Origin of the sequence: Acinetobacter sp. SwsAc4 (genome assembly GCF_013391535.1) — a bacterium.
In the GTDB taxonomy this organism is placed as follows: domain Bacteria; phylum Pseudomonadota; class Gammaproteobacteria; order Pseudomonadales; family Moraxellaceae; genus Acinetobacter.
In genome coordinates this window covers 45699-68475 of the sequence record NZ_JACAXC010000016.1, presented here as the reverse complement: position 1 = coordinate 68475, position 22777 = coordinate 45699, and the positions used below count along the sequence as shown (strand labels likewise).

20 protein-coding genes and 2 pseudogenes are annotated in these 22777 nt (G+C 38.6%); 9 read left to right on the top strand and 13 right to left on the bottom strand.

The genetic code is table 11. The features are described from left to right. Positions 1-89: 89 nt before the first annotated feature. Positions 90-1232: a hypothetical protein gene (locus HYG88_RS09390; protein WP_256731647.1), complete on the bottom strand. Its 1143-nt coding sequence runs from the start codon at positions 1230-1232 to the stop codon at positions 90-92. Between the two features lie 190 nt (positions 1233-1422). Here HYG88_RS09390 and HYG88_RS09385 point away from each other — a divergent pair, with 190 nt between their 5' ends. Further along, complete coding sequence (locus HYG88_RS09385) at positions 1423-1896, top strand: Uma2 family endonuclease (protein WP_081399870.1); 474 nt, start codon at positions 1423-1425, stop codon at positions 1894-1896. Here HYG88_RS09385 and HYG88_RS09380 read toward each other — a convergent pair. From HYG88_RS09380 to pepN, 3 genes are all read right to left on the bottom strand, one after another. After that, complete coding sequence (locus tag HYG88_RS09380) at positions 1888-2541, bottom strand: response regulator transcription factor (protein WP_034602840.1); 654 nt, start codon at positions 2539-2541, stop codon at positions 1888-1890. The two genes, HYG88_RS09385 and HYG88_RS09380, sit on opposite strands and share 9 nt — an antisense overlap. A gap of 46 nt (positions 2542-2587) precedes the next feature. Then, positions 2588-4726 carry a two-component sensor histidine kinase gene (locus HYG88_RS09375; protein ID WP_005160855.1) on the bottom strand — a complete coding sequence of 713 codons (2139 nt, stop codon included), beginning with the start codon at positions 4724-4726 and terminating at the stop codon, positions 2588-2590. 100 nt (positions 4727-4826) lie between these two features. Then, positions 4827-7436 carry an aminopeptidase N gene (gene pepN / locus HYG88_RS09370; RefSeq protein WP_005160857.1) on the bottom strand — a complete coding sequence of 870 codons (2610 nt, stop codon included), beginning with the start codon at positions 7434-7436 and terminating at the stop codon, positions 4827-4829. 344 nt (positions 7437-7780) lie between these two features. Between pepN and HYG88_RS09365 the strand changes: the two genes are divergently transcribed. Then, positions 7781-8038, top strand: a complete 258-nt coding sequence (locus HYG88_RS09365; RefSeq protein WP_004661424.1) for a hypothetical protein — start codon at positions 7781-7783, stop codon at positions 8036-8038. A 54-nt stretch (positions 8039-8092) separates the two neighbouring features. Here the strand turns inward: HYG88_RS09365 and HYG88_RS09360 are convergent, their stop codons facing one another. The 4 genes and pseudogenes from HYG88_RS09360 to HYG88_RS09345 form a co-directional block, all read right to left on the bottom strand. Further along, positions 8093-8566, bottom strand: coding sequence for a DUF2147 domain-containing protein (locus HYG88_RS09360; RefSeq protein ID WP_005160860.1), 474 nt, complete (start codon positions 8564-8566; stop codon positions 8093-8095). Positions 8567-8715: 149 nt separating this feature from the next. Further along, a complete protein-coding gene (locus HYG88_RS09355; RefSeq protein ID WP_005160862.1) occupies positions 8716-9189 on the bottom strand; it encodes a DUF2147 domain-containing protein in 474 nt (157 codons plus the stop codon). Between the two features lie 205 nt (positions 9190-9394). Further along, complete coding sequence (locus HYG88_RS09350) at positions 9395-9868, bottom strand: DUF2147 domain-containing protein (protein WP_005160864.1); 474 nt, start codon at positions 9866-9868, stop codon at positions 9395-9397. A 145-nt stretch (positions 9869-10013) separates the two neighbouring features. Continuing rightward, positions 10014-10471, bottom strand: a pseudogene (locus HYG88_RS09345) (DUF2147 domain-containing protein). Positions 10472-10701: 230 nt separating this feature from the next. On the opposite strand from HYG88_RS09345, the gene HYG88_RS09340 reads away from it, so the two are divergent. Both HYG88_RS09340 and thiM read left to right on the top strand, forming a co-directional pair. Beyond that, positions 10702-11862, top strand: a complete 1161-nt coding sequence (locus HYG88_RS09340) for a hypothetical protein (RefSeq protein WP_005160871.1) — start codon at positions 10702-10704, stop codon at positions 11860-11862. A 34-nt stretch (positions 11863-11896) separates the two neighbouring features. Next, positions 11897-12724 carry a hydroxyethylthiazole kinase gene (gene thiM / locus HYG88_RS09335; protein ID WP_005160873.1) on the top strand — a complete coding sequence of 276 codons (828 nt, stop codon included), beginning with the start codon at positions 11897-11899 and terminating at the stop codon, positions 12722-12724. Between the two features lie 31 nt (positions 12725-12755). On the opposite strand, the pseudogene HYG88_RS09330 reads toward thiM, so the two are convergent. Beyond that, positions 12756-13318 (bottom strand): annotated as a pseudogene (locus tag HYG88_RS09330) (GyrI-like domain-containing protein); the annotation flags it as partial. Between the two features lie 15 nt (positions 13319-13333). Continuing rightward, positions 13334-15046 carry an AAA family ATPase gene (locus HYG88_RS09325; RefSeq protein WP_005160879.1) on the bottom strand — a complete coding sequence of 571 codons (1713 nt, stop codon included), beginning with the start codon at positions 15044-15046 and terminating at the stop codon, positions 13334-13336. Positions 15047-15205: 159 nt separating this feature from the next. Here HYG88_RS09325 and HYG88_RS09320 point away from each other — a divergent pair, with 159 nt between their 5' ends. Next, complete coding sequence (locus HYG88_RS09320) at positions 15206-16171, top strand: alpha/beta hydrolase (RefSeq protein WP_005160881.1); 966 nt, start codon at positions 15206-15208, stop codon at positions 16169-16171. A 31-nt stretch (positions 16172-16202) separates the two neighbouring features. Further along, positions 16203-16916: a glutamine amidotransferase gene (locus tag HYG88_RS09315; protein WP_005160885.1), complete on the top strand. Its 714-nt coding sequence runs from the start codon at positions 16203-16205 to the stop codon at positions 16914-16916. A gap of 410 nt (positions 16917-17326) precedes the next feature. Here the strand turns inward: HYG88_RS09315 and HYG88_RS09310 are convergent, their stop codons facing one another. Continuing rightward, positions 17327-19054, bottom strand: coding sequence for a glutamine--tRNA ligase/YqeY domain fusion protein (locus tag HYG88_RS09310; RefSeq protein WP_005160889.1), 1728 nt, complete (start codon positions 19052-19054; stop codon positions 17327-17329). 166 nt (positions 19055-19220) lie between these two features. Here HYG88_RS09310 and HYG88_RS09305 point away from each other — a divergent pair, with 166 nt between their 5' ends. From HYG88_RS09305 to HYG88_RS09295, 3 genes are all read left to right on the top strand, one after another. After that, positions 19221-19730 (top strand): peptidylprolyl isomerase, encoded by a 510-nt coding sequence (locus HYG88_RS09305; RefSeq protein ID WP_004638567.1) that lies wholly within the window; start codon positions 19221-19223, stop codon positions 19728-19730. A gap of 21 nt (positions 19731-19751) precedes the next feature. After that, positions 19752-20468, top strand: a complete 717-nt coding sequence (locus tag HYG88_RS09300) for a UDP-2,3-diacylglucosamine diphosphatase (RefSeq protein ID WP_005160893.1) — start codon at positions 19752-19754, stop codon at positions 20466-20468. Positions 20469-20610: 142 nt separating this feature from the next. Beyond that, positions 20611-21264, top strand: a complete 654-nt coding sequence (locus HYG88_RS09295) for an oxygen-insensitive NAD(P)H-dependent nitroreductase NfsB (RefSeq protein ID WP_004962856.1) — start codon at positions 20611-20613, stop codon at positions 21262-21264. Positions 21265-21291: 27 nt separating this feature from the next. On the opposite strand, the gene HYG88_RS09290 is transcribed toward HYG88_RS09295, so the two are convergent. After that, positions 21292-22152, bottom strand: coding sequence for a DMT family transporter (locus HYG88_RS09290; RefSeq protein WP_005160896.1), 861 nt, complete (start codon positions 22150-22152; stop codon positions 21292-21294). Between the two features lie 79 nt (positions 22153-22231). Further along, on the bottom strand, positions 22232-22741 hold the full coding sequence (gene hfq / locus HYG88_RS09285) for an RNA chaperone Hfq (protein ID WP_005160898.1): 510 nt from the start codon (positions 22739-22741) through the stop codon (positions 22232-22234). Positions 22742-22777: the final 36 nt, after the last annotated feature.

The following is a 22777-nucleotide window of genomic DNA, read 5'->3' as shown; positions in this document are numbered from 1 at the left end:
CCACTTTAGATATTTGTTTAAGATGAGATGTAACTCATTGAAATGTGTCATCATATTCGTCGTCAGAAAACAAGTATTATGCCATTATTTCAATGAGTTGTCTTTTTTTGTCGTGTACAAAGAAAAAATGTATAAATATCAGGTGATGTAATTGCAACTGAACTTGCCTTACTAAAGCTACAGAAATCATTCGGGGCATTCTTAAAGCCAAGCTTATCATCCGCACCATTTGACTCGCAAAGTTGTGGAGAGGCTGTGGCTTTTTCACCATAAAAACCTGTAAAATCTGCACTTTCCGCAGAATATTTACCTGCATTGTCTTTAAATAGTGTCACATATCCCTTGTCAGTAATTACATAATAATTTGTACCATTATTTTGGACATTTGCGCCACAAACTTCTGCAATGGTTGCAGTTGTGCCTTTTGCAATAACTTTTCCTGTCGCTGCATTCAGATTCAAGACCACTGTACCTTTATCACTGTAATCACCGCTATAGCTCGTCAAATCACTGAGTTTGCCTACAGGTAGTTTCTTGCTGGCACAGGTTTCTGTTACTGGAGCAGGAGTTACAGGAACGAAATCAGGAACTGCTGCCACATCTCCTGCTTTTACTTTCTGAATCAGGGCAGCGTAGTCTTTAATTGTTGCTTGATTGGCAGCCAATGACGCTGCAAAGGCATCCAGAGCCTTATCAAATGCATCATCAATTGCAAATTTAGTTGTTAATAGGTCAAAGTTTTCTGGTAATACATAACCATCTGCTTTGAGTTGCTTGGTTAAATTATCTACCGCAGTTTTCAGTGTGGTTTCTAAAATCGGTTGATAGGTTTTGTACCAGTCACTTGGCGTTTGTGAGCTTGCCAAAGCCAGAGCAAGATCAGTAAATGGTGTAATATTGACATTACCCGCTTTTGCAGCATAACCATGCAAGGTTTGGGTATCTGATGCTTTCACTTCCAATGCACAAGGTAGTTTAGTGCTATCCACCTGCCCTGACCATTCCCCCTGTTCATTGGTTTTAACCTCATTTTTAAACCCAGTGCCATCTTTACAACTCGCTGTGACACTGGCATTTTTAATCGCTGCCCCAACAGCTGCTGTTCCAGCTAAATTACTGTAGGTTGTGGTCGGTGTTGGTGATGTATTACTGTGCTGATCATCGTCATCATGACATGCTGTCAGTAACACACTGGCAGCAATACAAGCACTCAATAAACTTTTTTTTAACATACGAACCCCATTCATTATTTCATCCCTTTCGTGATGACAGTAACGTTTTTAGGGTTTTCTGTGTATCCCCAGTTCAGGGGGGATAGCCTAAAATCTATTTTGACTTCAAAAACTTGCTTACAATGTGAATATTCAATCAGTTGTGATACTTCTTCATACACGCTAAGGTATAGGCTGTATTTATATCATTATGAGTTATTGCCATGTCACCTCATCCTTTCATATGCATTTAAAAGGAAAATCTTGCAGTTCTATGATGTCAGATATGAAAGTCAAAATTGACGACTGTTATTTCTATCCTGATGTACTGGTTGATTGTTCAGATTTAGCAGATGACAGTGTTTTTACAGAAACACCGACCATTATTGTTGAGGTATTGTCTAAATCCACGCGCCAGATTGAGCGTGTGATCAAACGTGAAAAGTATCTACAGATTCCGACCCTACAAGAATATATCCTGATTGAACAGGGTATTGCCGAGATTGAAGTGGTATGTCGTAGTCAAAACTGGCAATCTCATTTCTACTATTTGGGAGATCACATTACACTGAACTCAATTGGTTTAAGCATTTCAGTTGAAGATATTTATGACCGTGTCAAAAATGAAGATGTCGTGACATGGTTAGAGAAGAAAGCCTTAGCAGAACAAAACGTATCAAATTAAACCATATTGCTGTGCCAGCAATGCTGCTTCAGCACGGGATGAAATATGCAGTTTTTGATAAATTGTCTTGATATAGCCATTTATGGTATGGCCAGATAATTTTAATTCGTAGGCGATTTCAGCGACCTGATGTCCTTTTGCAATATAGACAAGCACCTGTTTTTCCCGATTTGTTAAAGTCAGTGACTGTATGGCCTGTTGCTTTTGTTGATTGAGCTGTTCATGTGTTTTGACATAATTGAGCAGTTTCTGCGTCATGCTTGGGGAAAAGGCATGGATTCCAGCAATCAGGTTTTTCAAATGCTGCTGAAATAGAGTTGGTTCAAGGTCTTTCAGCAAGTACCCTTTTGCACCATGACAAATAGCCTCAAACAGATATTGGTCATCTTCAAAAATTGTCACCACCACACTCAAGGTATTGGCAGAATGTTGTGCCAGCCAGTCAATCACCTCTGTTCCCTTTCCATCAGGCAAGGAAAGATCAATCAAGGCCAGATCATAATGTTGTGACAATAATGACTGTTTTGCTTCCTTTACACTATAAACCTGCTGGATACGAATGCCTGCAAAGGTTTCAAGCAACATCTGTTTCATCCATGCATTGACTTCCAGTATATCTTCTAAAATCAATGCCGTTTGAATCATATTTACACCCATCTTATATATTTACATCCATTACTTTTTGCCACAGTCACGATAATGGAAAAATCAACTCTACCCTTGAACCTTGTGTTCCTGGCAGCCTCTGAAAATGCAGGGTTGCCGAAAGTTCAGTTGCACGTTCCCTCAGGTTTTTAAGCCCATTCCCCTCAAGCTGATTAGTTTGACCATCAAATCCAGCACCATCATCACAAATGACTGAAACCAGTTGTGAGTCAAGCAAACTAATGTCAATCGTCACTTTTTGCGCATTGGCATGCTTCATTATATTACTGATGATTTCCCGAAGCATAGAAATATAATGCCTGTATTGTGCATAACTCAAGGTAATGGGTGTGTCTGCAAGGTTTTGTTGCCAATTTAGTTCTATCCCACAACTTTGCAGGCGAGTCGCAACCTCATATTCAAACTCCTGCAAAATCACATTTAACTCAACCCCTGTACCTAACAGACCATTGACGATGGTACGCATTTCAGCAATCGCCTGACGAATGGCCTGCTTGGCTTGATCCACATCTTTCTGGTAGAGACCCGATAATAGTTTTGCCCCCAGATCATCGTGCAAATCTCGGGCGATACGGTGTCTTTCCTCACGCACACCATTGTCATAGGCAACCCGACTCTCTACTGCCTGAGCTAAAAACGGTAATAGATTCTGGATCAGTTGCTGGTCATATTCACTAAACAAACGGCGGCCTTGCTGCGGATAGCTGAGACGCATCGCCGCCAGCCCTGCCACCTGTGGGATATAGAGCACAAGTCCGTTGTCTTCGATTTGGCTATGATTTCTCTGTTCACTTATCTCAAGGTTTAATGGCTGAAACAGGTCATTCAACAAGGCTTTCCACTGTAACTGGCGTTCCTGTTCATTCACCGCAAAACTGACCTGCAAGATTCGTTCAAACAGTTCGCTGTCGGATAACTTTTTGCGTTGTAACAGGCGTGCCTGTAACCAGCCACGGACAGGCAACCAAACCAGACCACAAATCAGGATGGCCAGACTGAGTGACATAAGTGGGCTTAACATCATCACCAGAAAGGCATCCAGCAACACCAGTAAAATCGCTCCTGCCAGCCAGTACAGAATTCCGAATGCCCAACGGTCCAGACTAAATAACTGATAGCGTTTTAAGCCAATCGCAATACCAATGGTCACAAACAGGAAGAAACCGAACGAATAGCCTTGTGACATATTAAGCTGAATATCAAGTAGCTGGGTACTCTGAACCAAAAATACAAATGTGCCGCTACTGACCAGAATCCATAAGGCAAACCAGCGCAATGCTACTTTTGCCCGTGGATCATGTCGGTTTGCCCGCCATTGCCAAACCATACATAAAATTGCGCCCAGCATTTGCAGGGTAACGGGTAAGTCTCCCCCCATGCTTGGTTCAGGCAAAAGAAATAAGGTATCAAGCAACCACCAAACAGAGAAAAATATCGGTATTGCCCACAACCATTGGGTTCTGATCAACTGCTTTGGGTACACCAAGAATAGACTGATTAATGCACAGCCATATAGCAATGCACCACCCGTATTGATTGCGACCAGTACCCGAAATAATTCGGCATTTAAAGCCAGATCACGGGTGCTATAGATGGCTGCGGAAAAGGCGAATACTGGATAGGCTGCATTGAGTAAGGCAAAAACACGGGGGGCGATTTCATTGGGACGCAATGCCCAAATCCAGCAGCCCAGCAAAAATCCAATCGAACTGACGGCAAGCTGAAACCAGAACTCAAAAGGTAAATCTCGAAGCGTTCGTTTAGGCTGAATATTGACAGGATATGGCGTTGAGCTTGAATGATCGCCTGAATGCAAAAATATTTGCTGATGCTGGCTCATCAGTTGATGAACTTGGCTCTGCTTGATAAAAAATTGCTGCATCTCAGGATAGGTTGCAACAAAATGGGGGTCTTCAGTAAAGTCATTTGCGTTTAGCTGTATTCGGTTCTGCCCACCTGCTGCTGAAATTGCAACTGAATCCACATCCTGTAATATTAATCGCTCCCCGTCAAATACCGAAATTTTTTGGCGTTCTTTGACTTCAAAACGTAAATGGCTACTGGGCTGATTTACCGCACAATAGATGACCGCAACAAGGGCCAACGACAACCCTAAAATGGCATAAAACAACCGATCCGCTGGTGTTTTGCGACGCAAAGCCATATATCACCACAATATGAGTATCCTTTCTGTGAACTAATGATAATCCAGAACATGTAAAAAAGGATGCTGAGACAGCATCCTTTCTGACAAAAACAATGTGTTATTCAATGTTTAGCATACTGCTCAAGGTTTCAGATACATTTTTCGATTTCACTTTAGGCTGCAACGCCTTAAGCGCCTGTTGCACCTGACTACGTTGTGGTTCGGCTAAAGTATACCAACGAGACAGTACTTGTAATAAACGCGAACCTAAAATTGGGTTTTTCTCATCCAAATAAGCGGCAAGCTCAATGAAATGATCAACACCAAAGCTCCACGTATTGACTGGATTTGCAGCTAGTCCACCACTCACTGCACGGATACGGTTCGGTGTTCCCAAATCATAATCGGCGTGCTTAGTCAGATACTCAATTGTTTCCGCTGTCGCACATGGATTCGATGCTTGGATGTTAAACCATTGATCTAAAGACAAGGCTTCATCTTTAAAACGCTTATAGAAATCTGCAAGTGCAGCTTGCGCTTGTGGTGCATCATTACAGACCAAAACGCGTAATGCTCCTAAACGTTCAGACATATTGCCTGTTTGTTGATATTGGGTATAAGCCAAATCGAACACAGATTCATCACCTTGACGCGCCAACATATTCAAGGTGATATTTTTCAATGAACGCACGCCCATTGCCAAAGAGAACTCTTTTTGCTGGTCTGGATCTAAGGCCAAATAGGTGTCTTTCCAGAATGAGCCTAAATCACGTGCTAAATGATCTAGCACAGCTTCACGCTTCTCTCGAATCAATTCGGGCTCATAGTCTTGATCAATACGACTGCCTAGATAGTTTTCACTTGGTACATCAAATAAACGTGATGCCAATAACGGATCTTTATTTACTAAGTCAGGCAAGGTATTTTTAATTGCCTGAATATAGGTATCCACCTTATGGTCTTCTAAAAGAATACGTTCCAATAAAGTTTGTGTCGCTTGCCATTGGTTAAAGCCATTGGTTTCATGCTGAATCAAGAAGGCAAGATCATCATTGGAATAATCAAAGACTAAGTTCACAGGGGCAGAAAAATTACGTAATAACGAGGCAACAGGTTGCTCAGTCACCCCTGTAAATTCAATTGTTGCTTCATCTTGATCAAATAAGTACACGCCATCTTTGACCTCATTCACAAACAGATCAGTGCTGTGCAAGGTATATTGCTCACCTGTATTGGCATTAAATAATGCCAGAGCCACAGGAATTGGCACTGCTTTGAGGTTTGGATATTTTGGATGTGCTTTCAAGCTTTGTTTGAAGCTTAAACGGTAAGTCTGTGCAGCAGCATCATATTCACCTCGAGCTTCTAACTTTGGTGTCCCCGGTTGGTTATACCATGTGAGGAAGTTAGAGAGATCAACACCTGAACCTGCACTCAATGCCGCAACCCAGTCTTCAACTGTAACTGCTTGCCCATCATGACGCAGAAAATATTCATCTGTGCCTTTACGGTATTTTTCTTTCCCCAATAAAGTTGCCATCATGCGATTGATTTCAGCACCCTTCTCATACACTGTCGCGGTATAGAAGTTATTGATTTCAACAAAATGGTCTGGACGAGGTGGATGTGATAATGGTCCTGCATCTTCAGGGAATTGATGCGATTTCAATACCGCTACATCATCAATTCGTTGTACGGCCGCTGATTGTAAATCCTCAGAGAAAGACTGATCCCGGAAAACCGTTAAGCCTTCTTTTAAACACAACTGGAACCAGTCACGACAGGTAATTCGGTTGCCTGTCCAATTATGGAAATATTCATGTGCAATTACAGATTGAACTCGCATAATCGCAGCATCAGTGGTGTATTCCTCATCAGCAAGTACACAAGATGTATTAAAGATATTTAAACCTTTATTTTCCATTGCACCCATGTTGAACTGACTGACCGCGACAATCATGTAGTTATCGAGATCATACGGACGACCATAGTGTTCTTCGTCCCAACGCATTGAATGTTTTAGTGCTTCCATCGCGATATGGCATTTTGGAATATCTTTATCGATTGCATAAATTTCAAGAGCAACATCACGGCCTTCTGATGTGGTATAGCGATCTTTCAGTACCGCCAAATCACCAATCACACAGGCAAATAAATAGCTTGGCTTTTTGGTTGGATCTTGCCAAATCGCAAAATGACGACCTTCCCCAGCTTCACCCGTTTCCAATAAGTTACCATTTGCAAGTAATACTGGATATTTCTTATCGGCTTCGACACGGGTAGTAAACTCAGCAAGCACATCTGGACGATCTGGATAGAAGGTGATTTTACGGAAACCTTCTGGTTCATTTTGGGTAACGAACAAATCACCTGCTTTATATAAGCCTTCAAGTTGCGTATTTGATTCAGGATGGATAATCACCTGAGTTTGAACAATGACCTGATCTGGTGCATCAGTGATCACCAATTGTTCAGTATCCAAATGATATTGTTCAGCGCTAAGGGTTTGCCCATTCAATTGAACCGATTTTAATTCAAGATCACGACCTAACAGAACCAATTCGCCTGCAGTCTGACGCTTCATCACCAGTGTAGAATCGACAATCGTATGATCATCATAAACTTGAATATTTAAATTAATTGATTCAACCAAGAATGATGGCTTTTGATAATCTTTTAAATAAATCGTTTGATTTGCTTGTACAGGAGGCTGTGCCGCAATATTCATCAGTATTCCTTATCGTTCATCATGTCGGATGGTCTTGTTATCAAGACTTCTTGATTAGTCGATCATACGCCAACTTACAAAAGCTGTCTTTAAGCCCATATCTTAGTTTCAAGTATTTTTATTGGGGTTTAGTTCAGTAATTTTCAAATTAATTGATTAAAATGGAATTCTGTTTAGAAAGAATAACAACAGTTATTTCTAATTTTAAATAAAAGCTACAAAAATAACCAAATTCCAAGGTTTGAATTACATTTTTTTTATGCGCTTTACATTTTGTGCACGGTTATTGCTTAAGTTTATATGCCAATGTAGGTAATACAATCAAACAAGCGAGGGTTAAGACGATGGAATTAAAAGCACACTTATATCGTTTAGAAAATATTAAAGCGATCCATGATCTTGCAAAAGCAGGTGTGGATCATCATGTCATTTCCGTTTTTTTAACAGCAGAAGGAATCGAACTCAGCAGCTTAGAAGTAACGAATATCGTGAATACCTATGATGAACTTGGAAAAGAAAAATTACCAAGTAAAAAAGTCCAAGCACTTATCAACGCCAAAAAAATCGGTCAGGAGGACGAAAACTTACCATGCCCTGTTTAGTTTACCCAATAAAAAACCTCGAATCTGAAATTCGAGGTTTTAGTCAAATTAAAACTAAGGATTTGGGCTATCAGTACGAATCCACACTTGTGTACGACCTAGTGCAGAAATACCTACATATCCACGCAGACGTAAACGTTTACCGTCAGCACTTAAGTTCGCCTTGCCTTTATAGATTTTGCCGCTTTTTGCTTCTAAAACCTTTCCGTCAACATAAGCATTTCGCTTATCGGGATCTTCCTTAAATCCAGACAAAATTTCCAAACCCAAAAGTGGCTGATTGGTATAAGGCGGAGGACATTTTGTACAATGGGTTAATGCCACACCACCAGGAACAGGGTAACGATAAAGAATTTTTCCATGAAACGTCCCATCGGCAGCTTTCCTGATTTCTACAATTGATTGTTGCTCACCAGTTCGATCATCAATACTTTTCCAGTAACCCTCAATCGATGCAGCAAAACTTGTCACGCTTGCAAAAGCAATAGCCAAACCCACGATTCCTTTCATGAGTACACGATTTAACATATTATCTCCATTAAAACTTAAAATAACACTTCATACTTATTCGACTTGATTTAAAATATTATTTATTAAATCCAGTCTATCTTACCCTATACCAGCAGGTTTTTTATAGTTAAATCAGCTTAAATACAACTTAATATTTAGACCCATGTTTAAGGGTTTGCACTGTCTGTACGAAGCCAGACCACGGTGCGGCCCAGTGCAGACACTCCCATATAACCACGCATGCGCAGGCGTTTACCCTCACCACTCACCACAGCCTTACCTTTATAAATTCGCCCAGATGTAGGTTCCAGTACCCGACCATCAATATAAGCATCTGCCTTATTTGGATCTTCCCTAAATCCAGATAGAATCTCTAAACCCAGAATAGGTTTATTTGTATATGGTGCTGGACATTTGGTACAGTTTGTAAGTGCAATTCCATGTGAGTTTGGATAGCGATAAACAATTTTTCCATGATAACGACCATCATTTCCTTTACGGATTTCAACAATTGACAGTTGTTCACCTGTACGTTCTTCAATACTTTTCCAGTAACCTTCGATAGAGGCTGCAAAAGTTGTTAGGCTTGCGCAAGCAATTGAGCATCCCACAATGCCTTTTATGAGCACACGATTTAGCATAATTAATCCCGTCATTTAAAAACTAACCCATTCATCGTTATAGGTTTAATTATTGAAACTTATCACACTTCACTAGAACTTTCACTCTACTGGTGCGTTCTTTTGCTTTAAAAAACTTATCTAACTGATATAATTCATGTAATCAATAACATTATTTTTTAAATACAAAATAGATTCTTCATATTTCTATCAACTTACAAGATTTTTAAGGATTGGCACTCTCAGTCCTAATCCAAACTTGGGTACGACCTAAAGCAGAGATCCCCATATATCCGCGCATGCGTAAACGTTTACCATCAGCACTTAACTGAGCTTTGCCTTTATAAAAATTGCCCGTTTTAGGTTCGAGTATTTTTCCGTCTATAAAATGGTTTGGATTTTTAGGGTCTTCTCGCAAACCTGATGCGATCTGAAGTCCTAAAATAGGTTTGTTTTTGAAAGGCTCAGGGCATTTCGCACAATTGGTTAATACACTACCACCTGGAACAGGGTAACGATATACAATTGTTCCTGTATAAGTATTATCAGGTTTCTTTTTAATTTCTACGATTGAAAGCTGTTCGCCCGTACGGTCATCAATACTTTTCCAAAAGCCTTCAGGTGTCATCGCGAAATTAGCAGTTGCGAATAGGGCAAATGAAATTCCCACGATTCCTTTCATGAGTGAATGTTTTTGCATAATATGCTCTCCCTAAGTGCAAAATAGATCCATCTGATATACATTTTTATTCCAATGTTCTTAGACAGTCAACAAAACGAGTGGATATTTAATTGTTTAAAATCACAATAAATTTTAAGCAATTCATCTATTAAAAAAGAAATGATTACGGGTTCGCACTATCTATGCATATCCAAACCGTATTTCTACCCAAAGCTGAAATTCCAACATAACCGCGCATATTTAAATGCTTACCATCAGCACTTAACTCAGCTTTGCCTTTGTACACTTTTCCAGTTTTGCTCTCTAAGATGAATCCATTAATAAAACTATTTGCTTTATTGGGGCCTTCAACCAAACCAGTTAAAACTTCTAAACCTAAACGTGGCTTTCCTGTATACGGCGGTGGACAGTTAACACAATGTGTACGATCGCCCCTTGCGCATTCGGATAGATATAAACGATTTTTCCGCGATAAGTGTTATTCGCTGCTTTCTTGATTTCAATAATAGTCAGTTGTTCGCCTGTCCGATCATCAATACTGCGCCAATAGCCTTCAATTGTACTGACATCTGATAGAATACTTGTAAAACAAGCAATTAATGCAATAGAGCATTTCAACAATATTGATTATTCATCCTTATCTCTTTCTACTTCTAAAACAAACTTAATAACATCTTTGAAATTTACCATATTTTAAAAAATGGATAAGCAACCTGCTTAGCTTTTATATAAAATTCAGTGGATTAAATCTCAATACAAAACCACTTTTTCAGTGCAAATAATCTTTTTCTCACTCCGAGCACGAGCAATGTATAATCCTTTCATTTCGTGGTTATATAGGTTTATTGTCAATGGATTTACAGATTCTGCAAAAGCAGTTAGATGAAAGTAGCCATTGTCCATTGTGCCAAGCATCCATGTTCTGGATTGAAGCTGAGCAATACTCACAAGAATTCCAATTTCATGAATGTAGTCATTGCCAACATCGTGTATTTAAAAGTGACAGCAAGCTGAATTGCCATTGTGCTCAATGCACCGCTCAGCGCAAAAAACAAACTCAACAAACCATTTTACAAGAACAACGTAAATACAAAGTCAAAGATGAAGTGATTTATAGCCTGAATCAACTCAGCTTTATGCATAAATTATTTTTACTAAGTTTGTTGGACAGTTATGCTCGTGAAGATGTACAGCATGATGAATTCATCCACTGGAAGAACATTAAATATCATGATTTCACCCCCAATTATTTATTTCAAAATCAACTCGTTCAAGAGTTACTCAAATTAGGCATCTTTAAATCACAAGATTCGAGCCTAGAACCAGAACATTTTTATCTTAATCTTCGGCTTGATGGTTATTCTGATCCGAGTTTGTTTAGTGTAACCCAACAATTGCGCCATTGGTTTTATGAGAATCTAAGTTTAGGTATTCCCTTCAAAACAACAGATGAAGTTAAAGATGCTTTGTATTTGATTCTTTATCAAGAAATCGTCCAGTTCATGCAGTTTTATTGTAGAACTTGGGGAATTCAAATTGCAGGCAATCGCTCCTTTCAGGCCTTTTGCTATCGCTTGATGGAAGGACTCGCAGTGGGTCAAATTTTTTACTTAATCCAAACTGCGTTAGAGTATCTCTATAAGCAAAACGCATTGCAGCCAAGAAACGATAAATTTATTAATACCAACTTACTCAAAAAGACATTAGCACAATATCGTGAACGCGCTTTGGCTGAACGTTGGGAAACCACGACATTACCTCGCCCATACACCATTCCATTTAGTAAAATGAGCGAAGTATTATTATTTAAATTCTTGGGTTATGACGAAAGTGTTTTTATTCAACCTGTCTGGAAATCTTGGCGCAAGATTGAAGCTCGTTTAAATTTTTACGCAGTAAAGCGTTGCATGTATTGCGGTTCAAATGATCTTGTAGTCGATTATGATGCTACAGACTATGTCTCATTGATTTGTCGTCGATGTAAGCATCAAGACCACTACTTTACGCGTTAAACTATTATTTTTGTAAATTTTTAAGGGGTGATGAATGTCACAAAAACAACAACTGATTGAACAAGTGATTGAACAAGTGATTGAAGCTTGGCAAGCTCTTCAGCAAGAAGCCCCATTGGTACAATGTATTACCAATAGTGTCGCCAATAATTACGTCGCAAATATCTTACTTGCAGCTGGTGCATCGCCCGCAATGATCGACAATCCATTTGAAGCAGCAGATTTTACAAACATTTGTGCAGCTTTAAGCATCAACATTGGTACACCGACGACTGAACAAACTCAAGCGATGCTCATTTCTGCTGAAACAGCGCAACAGCAACAAAGACCATGGGTACTCGATCCTGTTGGCTATGGAGCAATCCTGAAATGGCGTAGTGAAACTGTCGATCAATTACTCAAGTTTCAACCTACGATTATCCGTGGCAATGCCTCTGAAATCAGCACTTTAGCGGGCAGTCAAGTTCAATCTAAAGGTGTTGATAGCACATTAAATAGCCATGATGTTTATGCTCAAGCAAAAAGCTTGTTACAGCATACTGAGTGTGTTGCGATTTCTGGTGAATCTGACTATATCATTTCCAAACAATTGGATATGGTAATCAAAGTAAATGGTGGTTGCCATTTACAGCCTAAAATTACTGCAACAGGGTGCGCTCTAGGAGCCTTAACCGCCGCTTATCATGCAGTAACGAATTCAACCATTGCGGCGCTCGCTGCACATATTCACTTTGCTATTGCAGGCAAACTGGCATATGACCATGCTCAAACAGTTGGAAGCTTTAATGTCGCTTTTTTAGATTATATTCATATGCTCGATGATAATTTAATTCAGCAATATGTAGACATTGAAATTTTATAATTCAGCTCTGCTTATTCGCAGCGCTTAAACCTTATTTCAGTAACAAATAAATGTCTGTGATCAAATCACATTCATCTACGTCATGAACAAAGTTGTGGTAGTGAAAAAAGACGGGAAAATCCCCTACTTCAAGCGCTGATTATGGTTACCAGTGCTTACACCATATGTATTTTCAGGGATATCCGCCGTGATTGTTCCAGCAATATCAAAACGGAATTCATCACTTAAAGTCTGTTCAGGGTCAGAAAATGGAATACCCTAGGTGCGGCTTTTTGCTATAGCAGATAATCCCGTTTCTTTGCGCCACTGAATAAATTGTGCTGCCGATTCAAATACACGTTCTGGTGCACCGTGATGAGAAATAAATGCAATTTTCTCTTCTGCTCTTTCTACAATATTAACGTTCATCATGATTTCTCTCGGAGGTAATGAAAAAACAAACCTTTCATGCCAAGACGACCAACGCGGCTGTTCTCTAAAAGCACTTGGGGTTTGATCAAATGAACGTTTAAATGCGCGGCTAAATGCTTCAGGGCTATCAAAACCAGACTGTAAAGCAATATCAATAATTTTGGTGTCTGTAGAAAATGTAAGAGGCATTTAAATCCCTTATTCGATAAACAGTAACGCTAAACGGACTTGATCATAAGCCATACGCGGACTTGTAGCTTCCACAATTGGACGTAACTTAATTGAACCATCATCGGTAAAATGCTCAGGATTTTTACGTTTGTGTAAACGTTTATAAATCTTACGAACTTCTTCAACGACTTCATCACCGGGATTGGCAATGGAAATATCTAATCCTTGCTCTTTATGCAATCGCGCGAGATGGTTAATAATCGTTGCAGGCGTTAGCCCTCGCTCATGCGCGATATCTTCAATTTCATAACCATCTTCAAATAAAGCACGTGTTTCCTCTAAAGTCGCTGCTGCATAATTCTGTTTTTCGCCTTTCGAAAGTTTTTTCTCGTTGCGTGCAATTTCAGTTGCATTCAGCGTGCCGCCACAATGACGAATAAAGGCATTATGCTGTGGGGTTAGATCAATATTTTCAAAATTCACTTCTGCTTCGGTCGATAATTCCTGAAAACGGCGGTCTGCTTTAATTGCTAAACTATCCAACTCAAGTGCTTGTTCATTAAACCCAAGCAATTTCAGTCCAGTTAGTGACTTTAATCGAGACAAAGCCACATAACCCTGACCTTTTTCAAAAGTATGCGTTAAATTAATTTCTGCTGCTTCTAAAGTCATACCCTGACTTTTATGAATAGTGATTGCCCATGCCAAACGTAAAGGAATTTGCTGATAACTTGCAATCACCTTGCCTGCTTCATTTTCAATTGACCATGTTTCTGGTTCAACAAGTAATGTCGTTCCATCTGTCAATTTGACTTTTGGTAAAATCCCTTGTTTATCATCTTCCTCAAAACCAATCACTTCACCTAAACTGCCATTGATATAGCCCATATCAAAGTTATTTTTGACAAACATCACTTTGGCATGCTTTTTAAGGGTCAATTCTTCAGGTGCGCGTACCGAGGACTTCAGTGTTTCGATTAATTTTTCATTACCATCTAAAACAGCATTAAATTGATGACTTTCATTCTCAATTTCGTTCAGATGCTGATAATTGATGTTATCCACATCCATATTATGTGTGTATAAACGGGTAAAGGTCTCGCCAATATCGTGCTGACGCGATTGTTGTAATGCGAAAATATGATTCTGCTGAATGCTCTGTGCTCGAATCGCATTTAATATCTGATTTAAAATTTCATCATCCTGACGGTGTTGCTCAGTCAAATAGCAAACTCGGAATTTTGCTTCAACCCACGCTTCAGACATGAAGCAAAATTTATCTCGATTACTTTCATCTTTCTTACCTACTGGTGGTAACTGGAAAAAGTCACCTGCAACAATGACTTGAATTCCACCAAAAGCTTCATCACTTTCTTTGAAGTATTTAAGCACCTGATTGACTAAATTAAGCTGTTTGGCATGCAGCATTGAAATTTCATCAATAATCAAGACTTGGGCATTTTCTAAATGCTCTTTTAAATATTTACGCTCTTTCATACGCTTCAGATCATCATCACTCAAACGATCTTTAATTCCAATCCCTGCCCACGTATGAATGGTCATTCCATTCATATGCGTAGCCGCGATCCCTGTAGAAGCCGTAATCGCAACGGGTACTTTTCGCGCTTTAAGATAGTGAATATATTGATTAAGCGTATAGGTTTTTCCTGCACCCGCGGAACCTGTTAAAAAAACATTTTCCCCAGCTTTAAGTAACTTCAGTGCAGTCTCTTGTTTCATAATTTCTTCAGTCAAAAACAACAGCACATAGCTTAACGATTTTTTTGTAAAAGTAAAAACTCAAACTGATTTTGAGAACTGTTTGTATCTCACTTTTACATTGACATCCAAACATTTTCATTTAATGTGTTTCTTAATTAATTCAGATTAGATATCAAAATGAACATTTCAAATTCACATAAATATCAAACAGATATATTGGGAGAAGATTATCAGCAACTCACTTTAAATTTTGCTGATGATTATGATGGGAAAGTCGTTGCAACATTAGTTCGCAAGAAATCAGCTCAAGCCACCAAGAAAGCAGTTCTATATATTCATGGTTTTTCTGACTATTTTTTCCAAACAGAAATGGCAGAACAATTTAACCAGCATGGTTATGATTTTTATGCTCTCGATCTCAGAAAATATGGTCGCTCAAAATTACCGCATCAAACCCTGTATTACGTGCGGGATTTACGTGAATATGATGCTGAAATTAGCAAGGCACTAGAGATTATTGGTCAGGAAAACCATAATCAGGTATTGCTTGCTGGACATTCAACAGGTGGCTTGATCACAACCTTATATGCAGCACATTATCCTGACCATCGTCTGGTTAAGGCGTTATGGGCAAATAGTCCATTTTATGATTTCTTTAAGAGTATCATTGAGAAAAAAGTGGGCATTCCTTTGCTGAGTGAATTTGGCAAACGCTTCCCAAATGCCAAGTTTCCAAGTGGCTTGAATCCGTGGTATGTACCAAGTTTACATAAAAACTTTCATGGTGAATGGGAGTTCAATCTGGAATGGAAACCTGAATCCACGCCATTTGTACAACTGTGCTTTGTTCATGCCATCCATGAAGCGCAAAAAGAAATCCATAAAGGGATTACACTGAATATTCCAACCCTGATCATGCATTCACATCAATCCAAATACCCTAAAAAATGGGGAATTGATGCCCAGCAAAGTGATGTGATTTTAGATGTCAAAGATATGACACACAATGCAAAGAAAATGAAAGGTGATGTACAAACCTTAGCAATCAAAAATGGCTTACATGATTTAGTCTTATCTGCACCGCCTGTGCGAAAGAAAGTATATGAGGATTTATTTTCTTGGCTTGAACAAAAAATGCCTTAACTAAGCTCTATTTATAGTGATTACACAGATTATGGATACTTCAATTTCTTTGCCTAAAACAGTTTATGCAATTCAACATCTTGCATTTGAAGATTTAGGTTCATTAGAAGATATTTTTTATCAACTCGGTTTCCGTTTTCGTTATTTTGAAGCGGGTGTGGATGATCTTAAACCCGCTTTAAATTATGAAGGTCTTACCATTATCCTTGGTGGACCAATTGGTGTTTATGAAACTGAAGACTACCCTTTTCTTATAGAAGAAATTGAAGGCCTTAAGCAACGCTTGAATGCGAATAAACCAACTATTGGTATTTGTTTAGGCGCACAATTGATCGCACATGCATTAGGTGCAAAAGTCTACGCAGGTCATCAAAAAGAAATTGGTTGGAGCCCATTAGAAATAAAAAATCTTGATCAAAACCCATTATCAGGATTAGAAAATATTCATGTCTTACACTGGCATGGTGATACTTTCGATTTACCATCACAAGCAACTTTACTCGCTAGCTCAGAAATTTATCCAAATCAGGCATTCGCCGTGAGAAATAATATTCTAGCTTTACAATTTCATCTTGAGATAAACCAACACAGTTTTGAGAAATGGCTCATTGGGCATACGTGTGAAATACGGCATGCAGGCTTATCAATTCCTCAGTTACGACAAGCTAATTTAGATTATGCTGAACAATTAGAAAGTAAATGCAGGGCAATTATTGAATTTTTTTTAGAAAAACTTGATGGTTGAATTCATGACTCGAAAACAGTATGTTTATGATAAATTTAGACATACTATTTGCCTAACTTAAATGAGTTATTTAAAAAATAGAATATTACACTTATTGAAATTTTATTACAGAAACAAACATTAAGACCAATAAGTAACGACAGTACTCGCAAGCTATTTTCTAAAAAAGCAATAAAATAACATTATTCATTTACACTCTTTTAGTTGGAATAAAAATATGATCAAGTTAATAAAAAGTTTTCACTCAATTAATACTTATTTATTCATGTCGACGGCTTTACTTATTTCAATGATTATTTATTTCTATCACATAAATCCATAATATAATAGAAAAACCCAATTTAAAATTGGGCTTTTCCATGTCTGAACTAAATTCTTCGAGCTAAAAAGAGTTCAAATTCACCTAAAGGTTATTTCTTCTCTACTTTAAAGCTATCTTTAAGATCAAGAATACGGTTAAACACTGGTTTTTCAGCTTGATGATCATGTTGATCTGCAACAAAATACCCCTCACGTTCAAATTGGAAACGATCTTCAGGCTTTGCCTGAGCTAAAGCAGGTTCAATCACAGCTTGCACAACTTTTAATGATTCAGGATTAAGATTTGCTAAGAAGTCATCATCTGCATCTGGCGCAGCTTCGGTAAATAAACGATCGTAAATACGAATTTCAGCAGGTATACCTTTCGTTGCAGAGACCCAATGAATAACCCCTTTGACTTTACGACCTTCAGGGTTTTTGCCTAATGTTTCAGGATCAATTGAACATTTAAGCTCAATTACTTCACCATTGGTATCCTTGATTACTTCATCACACTTGATCACATAAGCATGGCGTAAACGCACTTCGCCTTCTGGAATCAAACGTTTAAATCCTTTTGGTGCAACCTCTTCAAAGTCTTTACGATCAATATAGATTTCACGAGTTAAAGGGATAATTCGCTCACCCATATCTACGTTTGGATGGCGGGCATGCGTTAGATCTAACTCTTCAGCTAAATTCGTCAGAGTCACTTTAAGTGGATTTAGTACAGCCATTCCACGTGCTGCGGTATTTTCTAATGACTGACGAATACAGAATTCAAGCATTGCTACATCAACAATACCATCCGTTTTAGACACACCTACACGCTTACAGAAATCACGTAAACCTTCTGGAGTAAAACCACGACGACGCATACCAACAACAGTAGGCATACGTGGGTCGTCCCACCCATTCACATAACCACCCTCAACCAATTTACGTAGTTTACGTTTAGAGGTGATCGTATAATCCACATTTAGACGCGATGACTCATACTGACGAGGAACTGCATCAGAGTGAACTTTTTCGATAATCCAGTCATAGAATGGACGATGATCTTGGAACTCTAATGTACATAAAGAATGCGTAATTCCTTCGATAGCATCTGATAATGGATGAGCATAGTCATACATTGGATAAATTTTCCATTTATCCCCTGTTTGATGATGTTCTGAATGTAATACGCGATAAAGGATTGGATCACGCATATGTACATTCGGGCTTGCCATATCAATTTTGGCACGTAAAACCGCCTTGCCCTCGCCCAACTCACCATTACGCATTTGCTCAAAACGCGCCAGATTTTCTTCCACAGTCGCATTACGGTATGGTGAGTTTTTACCTGGCTCCACAAAGCTACCGCGATTCAACTTGATTTCTTCAGGTGTTTGCAAGTCCACATAGGCATCCCCCTGTTCAATTAATTGAACAGCCCACATGTAAAGTTGATCGAAATAACCAGAAGCATAGCGAGGCTCACCATTCCAGTTAAAACCTAACCACTTCACATCATTGGCAATACCATCAACATATTCTTGTTCTTCGGCATCTGGGTTTGTATCGTCAAAACGTAAATTACATAGACCATCAAATTCTTCGGCAATACCAAAGTTCAAACAAATTGCTTTGACATGACCAATATGCAGATAACCATTTGGCTCAGGCGGGAAACGAGTTACAACTTTTTGGGTACGACCTTCTTTTAAATCATCGGTAATCACCTGACGTACAAAGTCCAAGCCTGCCTGTTGTTCTTGCTGCGCGGCATCGACAGAGGCATGAGTATTCGGCGTCGGGGTCTTTGGCAGTTCTGAAACAACATCATTTGGCTTCATAGGGTGTAAATCACTTCTTACAGTTAAAAATGGGAAATAAAAACGCAATCTTTGCTATTTATGAAAGATTTTAACGTTTTTTACTTGCCTTGTAGTTTACAGTTTGCTTATGCTTCTCTCAACCAAAAACCCATGGTCACAAACCCATGTTTAGGAGATTAATGTAATGAGTTTTCCTCAAGTCGAATTAAATACCAACAAAGGTCGTATTGTTCTTGAGCTTAACGCTGAAAAAGCACCAAAAACGGTTGCAAATTTCTTAGAATATGTACGCGACGGTTTCTATGACGGCGTAATTTTCCACCGTGTGATTGATGGTTTTATGATCCAGGGCGGTGGCATGGACGAAAACTTCAAAGAAAAAGCAACTCGTGATTCAATCGAAAACGAAGCAGACAACGGTTTAAGCAATGATGAAGGCACAATTGCTATGGCACGTACGCAAGCTCCTCATTCTGCATCTGCTCAATTCTTTATCAACGTAAAAAATAACTCTTTCTTAAACCACACTGGTAAAACAGCACAAGGTTGGGGTTATGCAGTATTTGGTAAAGTTGTTGAAGGTATGGATGTTGTAGCTGCAATTAAAGGTGTCCGTACTGGTAACCGTGGTTATCATGCTGATGTTCCTTTAGAGAATGTAGTTATCGAATCTGCTAAAATTATCTCTGAATAATTTTATCCAACAGGATTCTTTGTGACTTATCTGTTTATTTCAGATTTACACTTGTCACCTGATCACCCTCGACTCGTTCGAGGGTTTTTGGCTTTATTAAAAGAATATAAAAATAAAAACACTCAACTCTATATTTTAGGTGATTGGTTTAATGCTTGGATTGGTGATGATTATAGTGCCCCATGGCTAGATGAAATTATTACAGCCTTACAAGAATTCACAGCTGCGAATAATCATGTTTATTTCCAAGTTGGAAATCGAGATTTTGTTTTGGGTAAGAAGTTTTTAGCACTATTTAATGCTACGCTTTTACCTGATGTTTATATTCTAGAAATTAATCATAGGAAGTTTCGCCTCGAACATGGCGATGCTTTATGTACCGATGATGTTGCTTATCAACGTTTTCGCAAAGTGATACGTAATCCAATCTTATTGGGCATTCTAAAACGCACACCTTTAAATTTTAGACAAAAACTTGCCAATGGTTTTCGTAAAAAAAGTAGTGAAACTAAACAACTAAAAAGTTATGACATTATGGATGTGAATCTACATGCCGTTGAAAATGCAATTTATCAAGTAGATTTCTTAATCCACGGTCATACCCATCGCCCTGAAATTCACGAAGTTATTAATAAAAAGCGTATTGTCCTTGGTGATTGGCGTGAAGATACGGCTTGGATACTTGAGATAAATGAACAAGAAAACTTTAAGTTAGATTTCAAAAAATGGTCATATTAATCGAGTAATTATGTAGAATATTTTTGACTAACTTATTCACCGTTCGTAAAACTTAAATCTCTATAAAAAATCACATTTAGCTACTTTCGATGTAATTAATATCAAGTAAAATCATTAAAATTTCTAATTGAGTGAAAGACGGATGGATGTTCTAGTTACTGCCAAAACACGCTATGCAACAAAGGCATATAATGCAGAGAAAAAAATTCCACAACAACAATTTGAAAAACTACTCGAAGTTCTGCGTTTTAGCCCTTCTTCAGTAAATATTCAGCCTTGGCACTTTTTAATTGCTGAAACCGATGAGGCGAAACAAAGAATTGCGAAGGCCCTAACTGGTAATTATATTTATAATTCAGCAAAAGTTTTAAATTCTTCGCATACTCTTGTATTTTGTACTCGTACTGATATCAGCGCTGAATACTTAGAACAATTACTACAACAAGATGAACTAAATGGTCGCTTCAAAGATGAAACCGCAAAACAAGGGCAACGAGATACTCGTAAAGGCTATGTTGAGTTTTATCGCAATGAACTTAAAAATCTCTCTGCTTGGATGGAGAATCAAACTTATCTTGCTCTTGGGCAACTACTATTCGCTGCAGGATTAGAAGGAATTGATGCAACCCCAATGGAAGGCTTTGATCGAGATACTATCAATCAAGAATTTGGATTAGCTGAAAAAGGTTTAAAGGCATCCGTTGTTGTTTCTCTAGGTTATCGTAGTGAAAATGACTTTAATGCAAAATTGCCTAAATCGCGACTGCCAGATCAAGTCGTATTCACTCGCTTATAATTTTAATTTAAGGGAGTTAAAGCTCCCTTAATTCATCATTGATTTAGCTAAACACAGCACTGCAAATATTCCAGTAAATAAACCAATCCATGTGTAAGTAGTTAGTTTTTCTTTAAAAAACACTACGCCACTAACTACACCTAACATGACGACAAGAATATTCATTCCAGCAAATACGATTGCAGGTGACTCTTTAAAAATCATATGTGCTTTTACATACAAGGCAATATTCGCGAAATTTACCCCACCAAGAAGTAGACCCATAAATATATTTTTAGGTTGCCAATTTGGTTGCGCAAATGCGAGATAGCCTATTGATAAAATAAATGCAGCTATAAATGTTAAATTTAATGTCAGTGCAAACTGCAGTCCTAAAGTACTGCTATATTTAAGCAATACATCAATTGCAGCATATCCAGCCCAAACACTTAACAGGAAAAGCGCTGATCTTACACTGGTGCCTTTAAGCGATTTCTCAGTCGCCTGTCCAAAAATAATAGCGAACACTGCGATTATTCCAACACCGACACCAATTAATTTTAACTGGCTAAATTGTTCTGAAAATATAAAGTAGGCCGCAAGTAAAGAAAGTACAACTGATAATCTTTGGGCTATTTCAGTTTTAAGAATTCCAGCAAATTGCAATGATTTAGCTAAGCATAAGAAAATGCTAGGGAGTAAAATAGCTAAAAGAAAAATAAGCCACCAAGGAGTATTCTGAATTGAGATATGCGTGATGTCAGTTTTAAACCAATAAAAACATAAGATGCTTGCACTCAAATAATTCCATGCGATCATTTGAAAGACATCAAACCCTTTTGTTTTTAAAAACTTTAATAAAATCGATACCAGTACACTGCAACACGCAGCAGCAAAAATCATTTCCATAATATTTATTCTGACTTTTTAAACACAAAAAAATGCCAGTCTGAAATTAGACTGGCATTTTCTTAACGATCATTATCAATTAACGATTATTTTCGTCTTCTTGACCATCTTCGAATTTAGTTTCGCTGTCGAAGCCACCTTGATGACCACCGAACCCACCTTGACTACCAAAGCCGCCTTGACCACCGAAGCCGCCTTGACCACCGAAGCCACCTTGACCGCCGAAGCCACCTTGACCGCCGAAGCCACCTTGACCACCGAAGCCACCTTGACCGCCGAAACCGCCACCTTGACCACCAAAGCCACCAGCAGCACCTTGACCACCGAAGCCACCAGTCGCACCTTGAGCTGGGAAGCCACCAGTACCTTGAGCACCAGCTGGACGAGGGTTACGCGCAGGAACAACTGTAGAAATAGCGTGTTTGTAAACCATTTGGCTTACAGTGTTCTTTAACAAAACAACATATTGATCAAAAGACTCAATATGCCCCTGCAATTTAATACCGTTCACAAGGAAAATAGAAACTGGAATACGTTCTTTACGGAGAGAATTTAAGAACGGATCTTGTAAAGTTTGACCTTTAGACATTTTTAACTCCAAAAAAAATTTTAAATCAGCGCAAAA

Coding starts and splice junctions, on each gene's coding strand:
- HYG88_RS09340 (WP_005160871.1), top strand. CDS start 10,702: ATGGATTTACAGATTCTGCAAAAGCAGTTAGATGAAAGTAGCCATTGT.
- pepN (WP_005160857.1), bottom strand. CDS start 7,436: ATGAATATTGCGGCACAGCCTCCTGTACAAGCAAATCAAACGATTTAT.
- HYG88_RS09360 (WP_005160860.1), bottom strand. CDS start 8,566: ATGTTAAATCGTGTACTCATGAAAGGAATCGTGGGTTTGGCTATTGCT.
- HYG88_RS09380 (WP_034602840.1), bottom strand. CDS start 2,541: ATGATTCAAACGGCATTGATTTTAGAAGATATACTGGAAGTCAATGCA.
- HYG88_RS09315 (WP_005160885.1), top strand. CDS start 16,203: ATGGATACTTCAATTTCTTTGCCTAAAACAGTTTATGCAATTCAACAT.
- HYG88_RS09295 (WP_004962856.1), top strand. CDS start 20,611: ATGGATGTTCTAGTTACTGCCAAAACACGCTATGCAACAAAGGCATAT.
- HYG88_RS09305 (WP_004638567.1), top strand. CDS start 19,221: ATGAGTTTTCCTCAAGTCGAATTAAATACCAACAAAGGTCGTATTGTT.
- HYG88_RS09365 (WP_004661424.1), top strand. CDS start 7,781: ATGGAATTAAAAGCACACTTATATCGTTTAGAAAATATTAAAGCGATC.
- HYG88_RS09375 (WP_005160855.1), bottom strand. CDS start 4,726: ATGGCTTTGCGTCGCAAAACACCAGCGGATCGGTTGTTTTATGCCATT.
- HYG88_RS09325 (WP_005160879.1), bottom strand. CDS start 15,046: ATGAAACAAGAGACTGCACTGAAGTTACTTAAAGCTGGGGAAAATGTT.
- HYG88_RS09320 (WP_005160881.1), top strand. CDS start 15,206: ATGAACATTTCAAATTCACATAAATATCAAACAGATATATTGGGAGAA.
- hfq (WP_005160898.1), bottom strand. CDS start 22,741: ATGTCTAAAGGTCAAACTTTACAAGATCCGTTCTTAAATTCTCTCCGT.
- HYG88_RS09290 (WP_005160896.1), bottom strand. CDS start 22,152: ATGGAAATGATTTTTGCTGCTGCGTGTTGCAGTGTACTGGTATCGATT.
- thiM (WP_005160873.1), top strand. CDS start 11,897: ATGTCACAAAAACAACAACTGATTGAACAAGTGATTGAACAAGTGATT.
- HYG88_RS09385 (WP_081399870.1), top strand. CDS start 1,423: ATGAGTTATTGCCATGTCACCTCATCCTTTCATATGCATTTAAAAGGA.
- HYG88_RS09350 (WP_005160864.1), bottom strand. CDS start 9,868: ATGCAAAAACATTCACTCATGAAAGGAATCGTGGGAATTTCATTTGCC.
- HYG88_RS09310 (WP_005160889.1), bottom strand. CDS start 19,054: ATGAAGCCAAATGATGTTGTTTCAGAACTGCCAAAGACCCCGACGCCG.
- HYG88_RS09390 (WP_256731647.1), bottom strand. CDS start 1,232: ATGTTAAAAAAAAGTTTATTGAGTGCTTGTATTGCTGCCAGTGTGTTA.
- HYG88_RS09355 (WP_005160862.1), bottom strand. CDS start 9,189: ATGCTAAATCGTGTGCTCATAAAAGGCATTGTGGGATGCTCAATTGCT.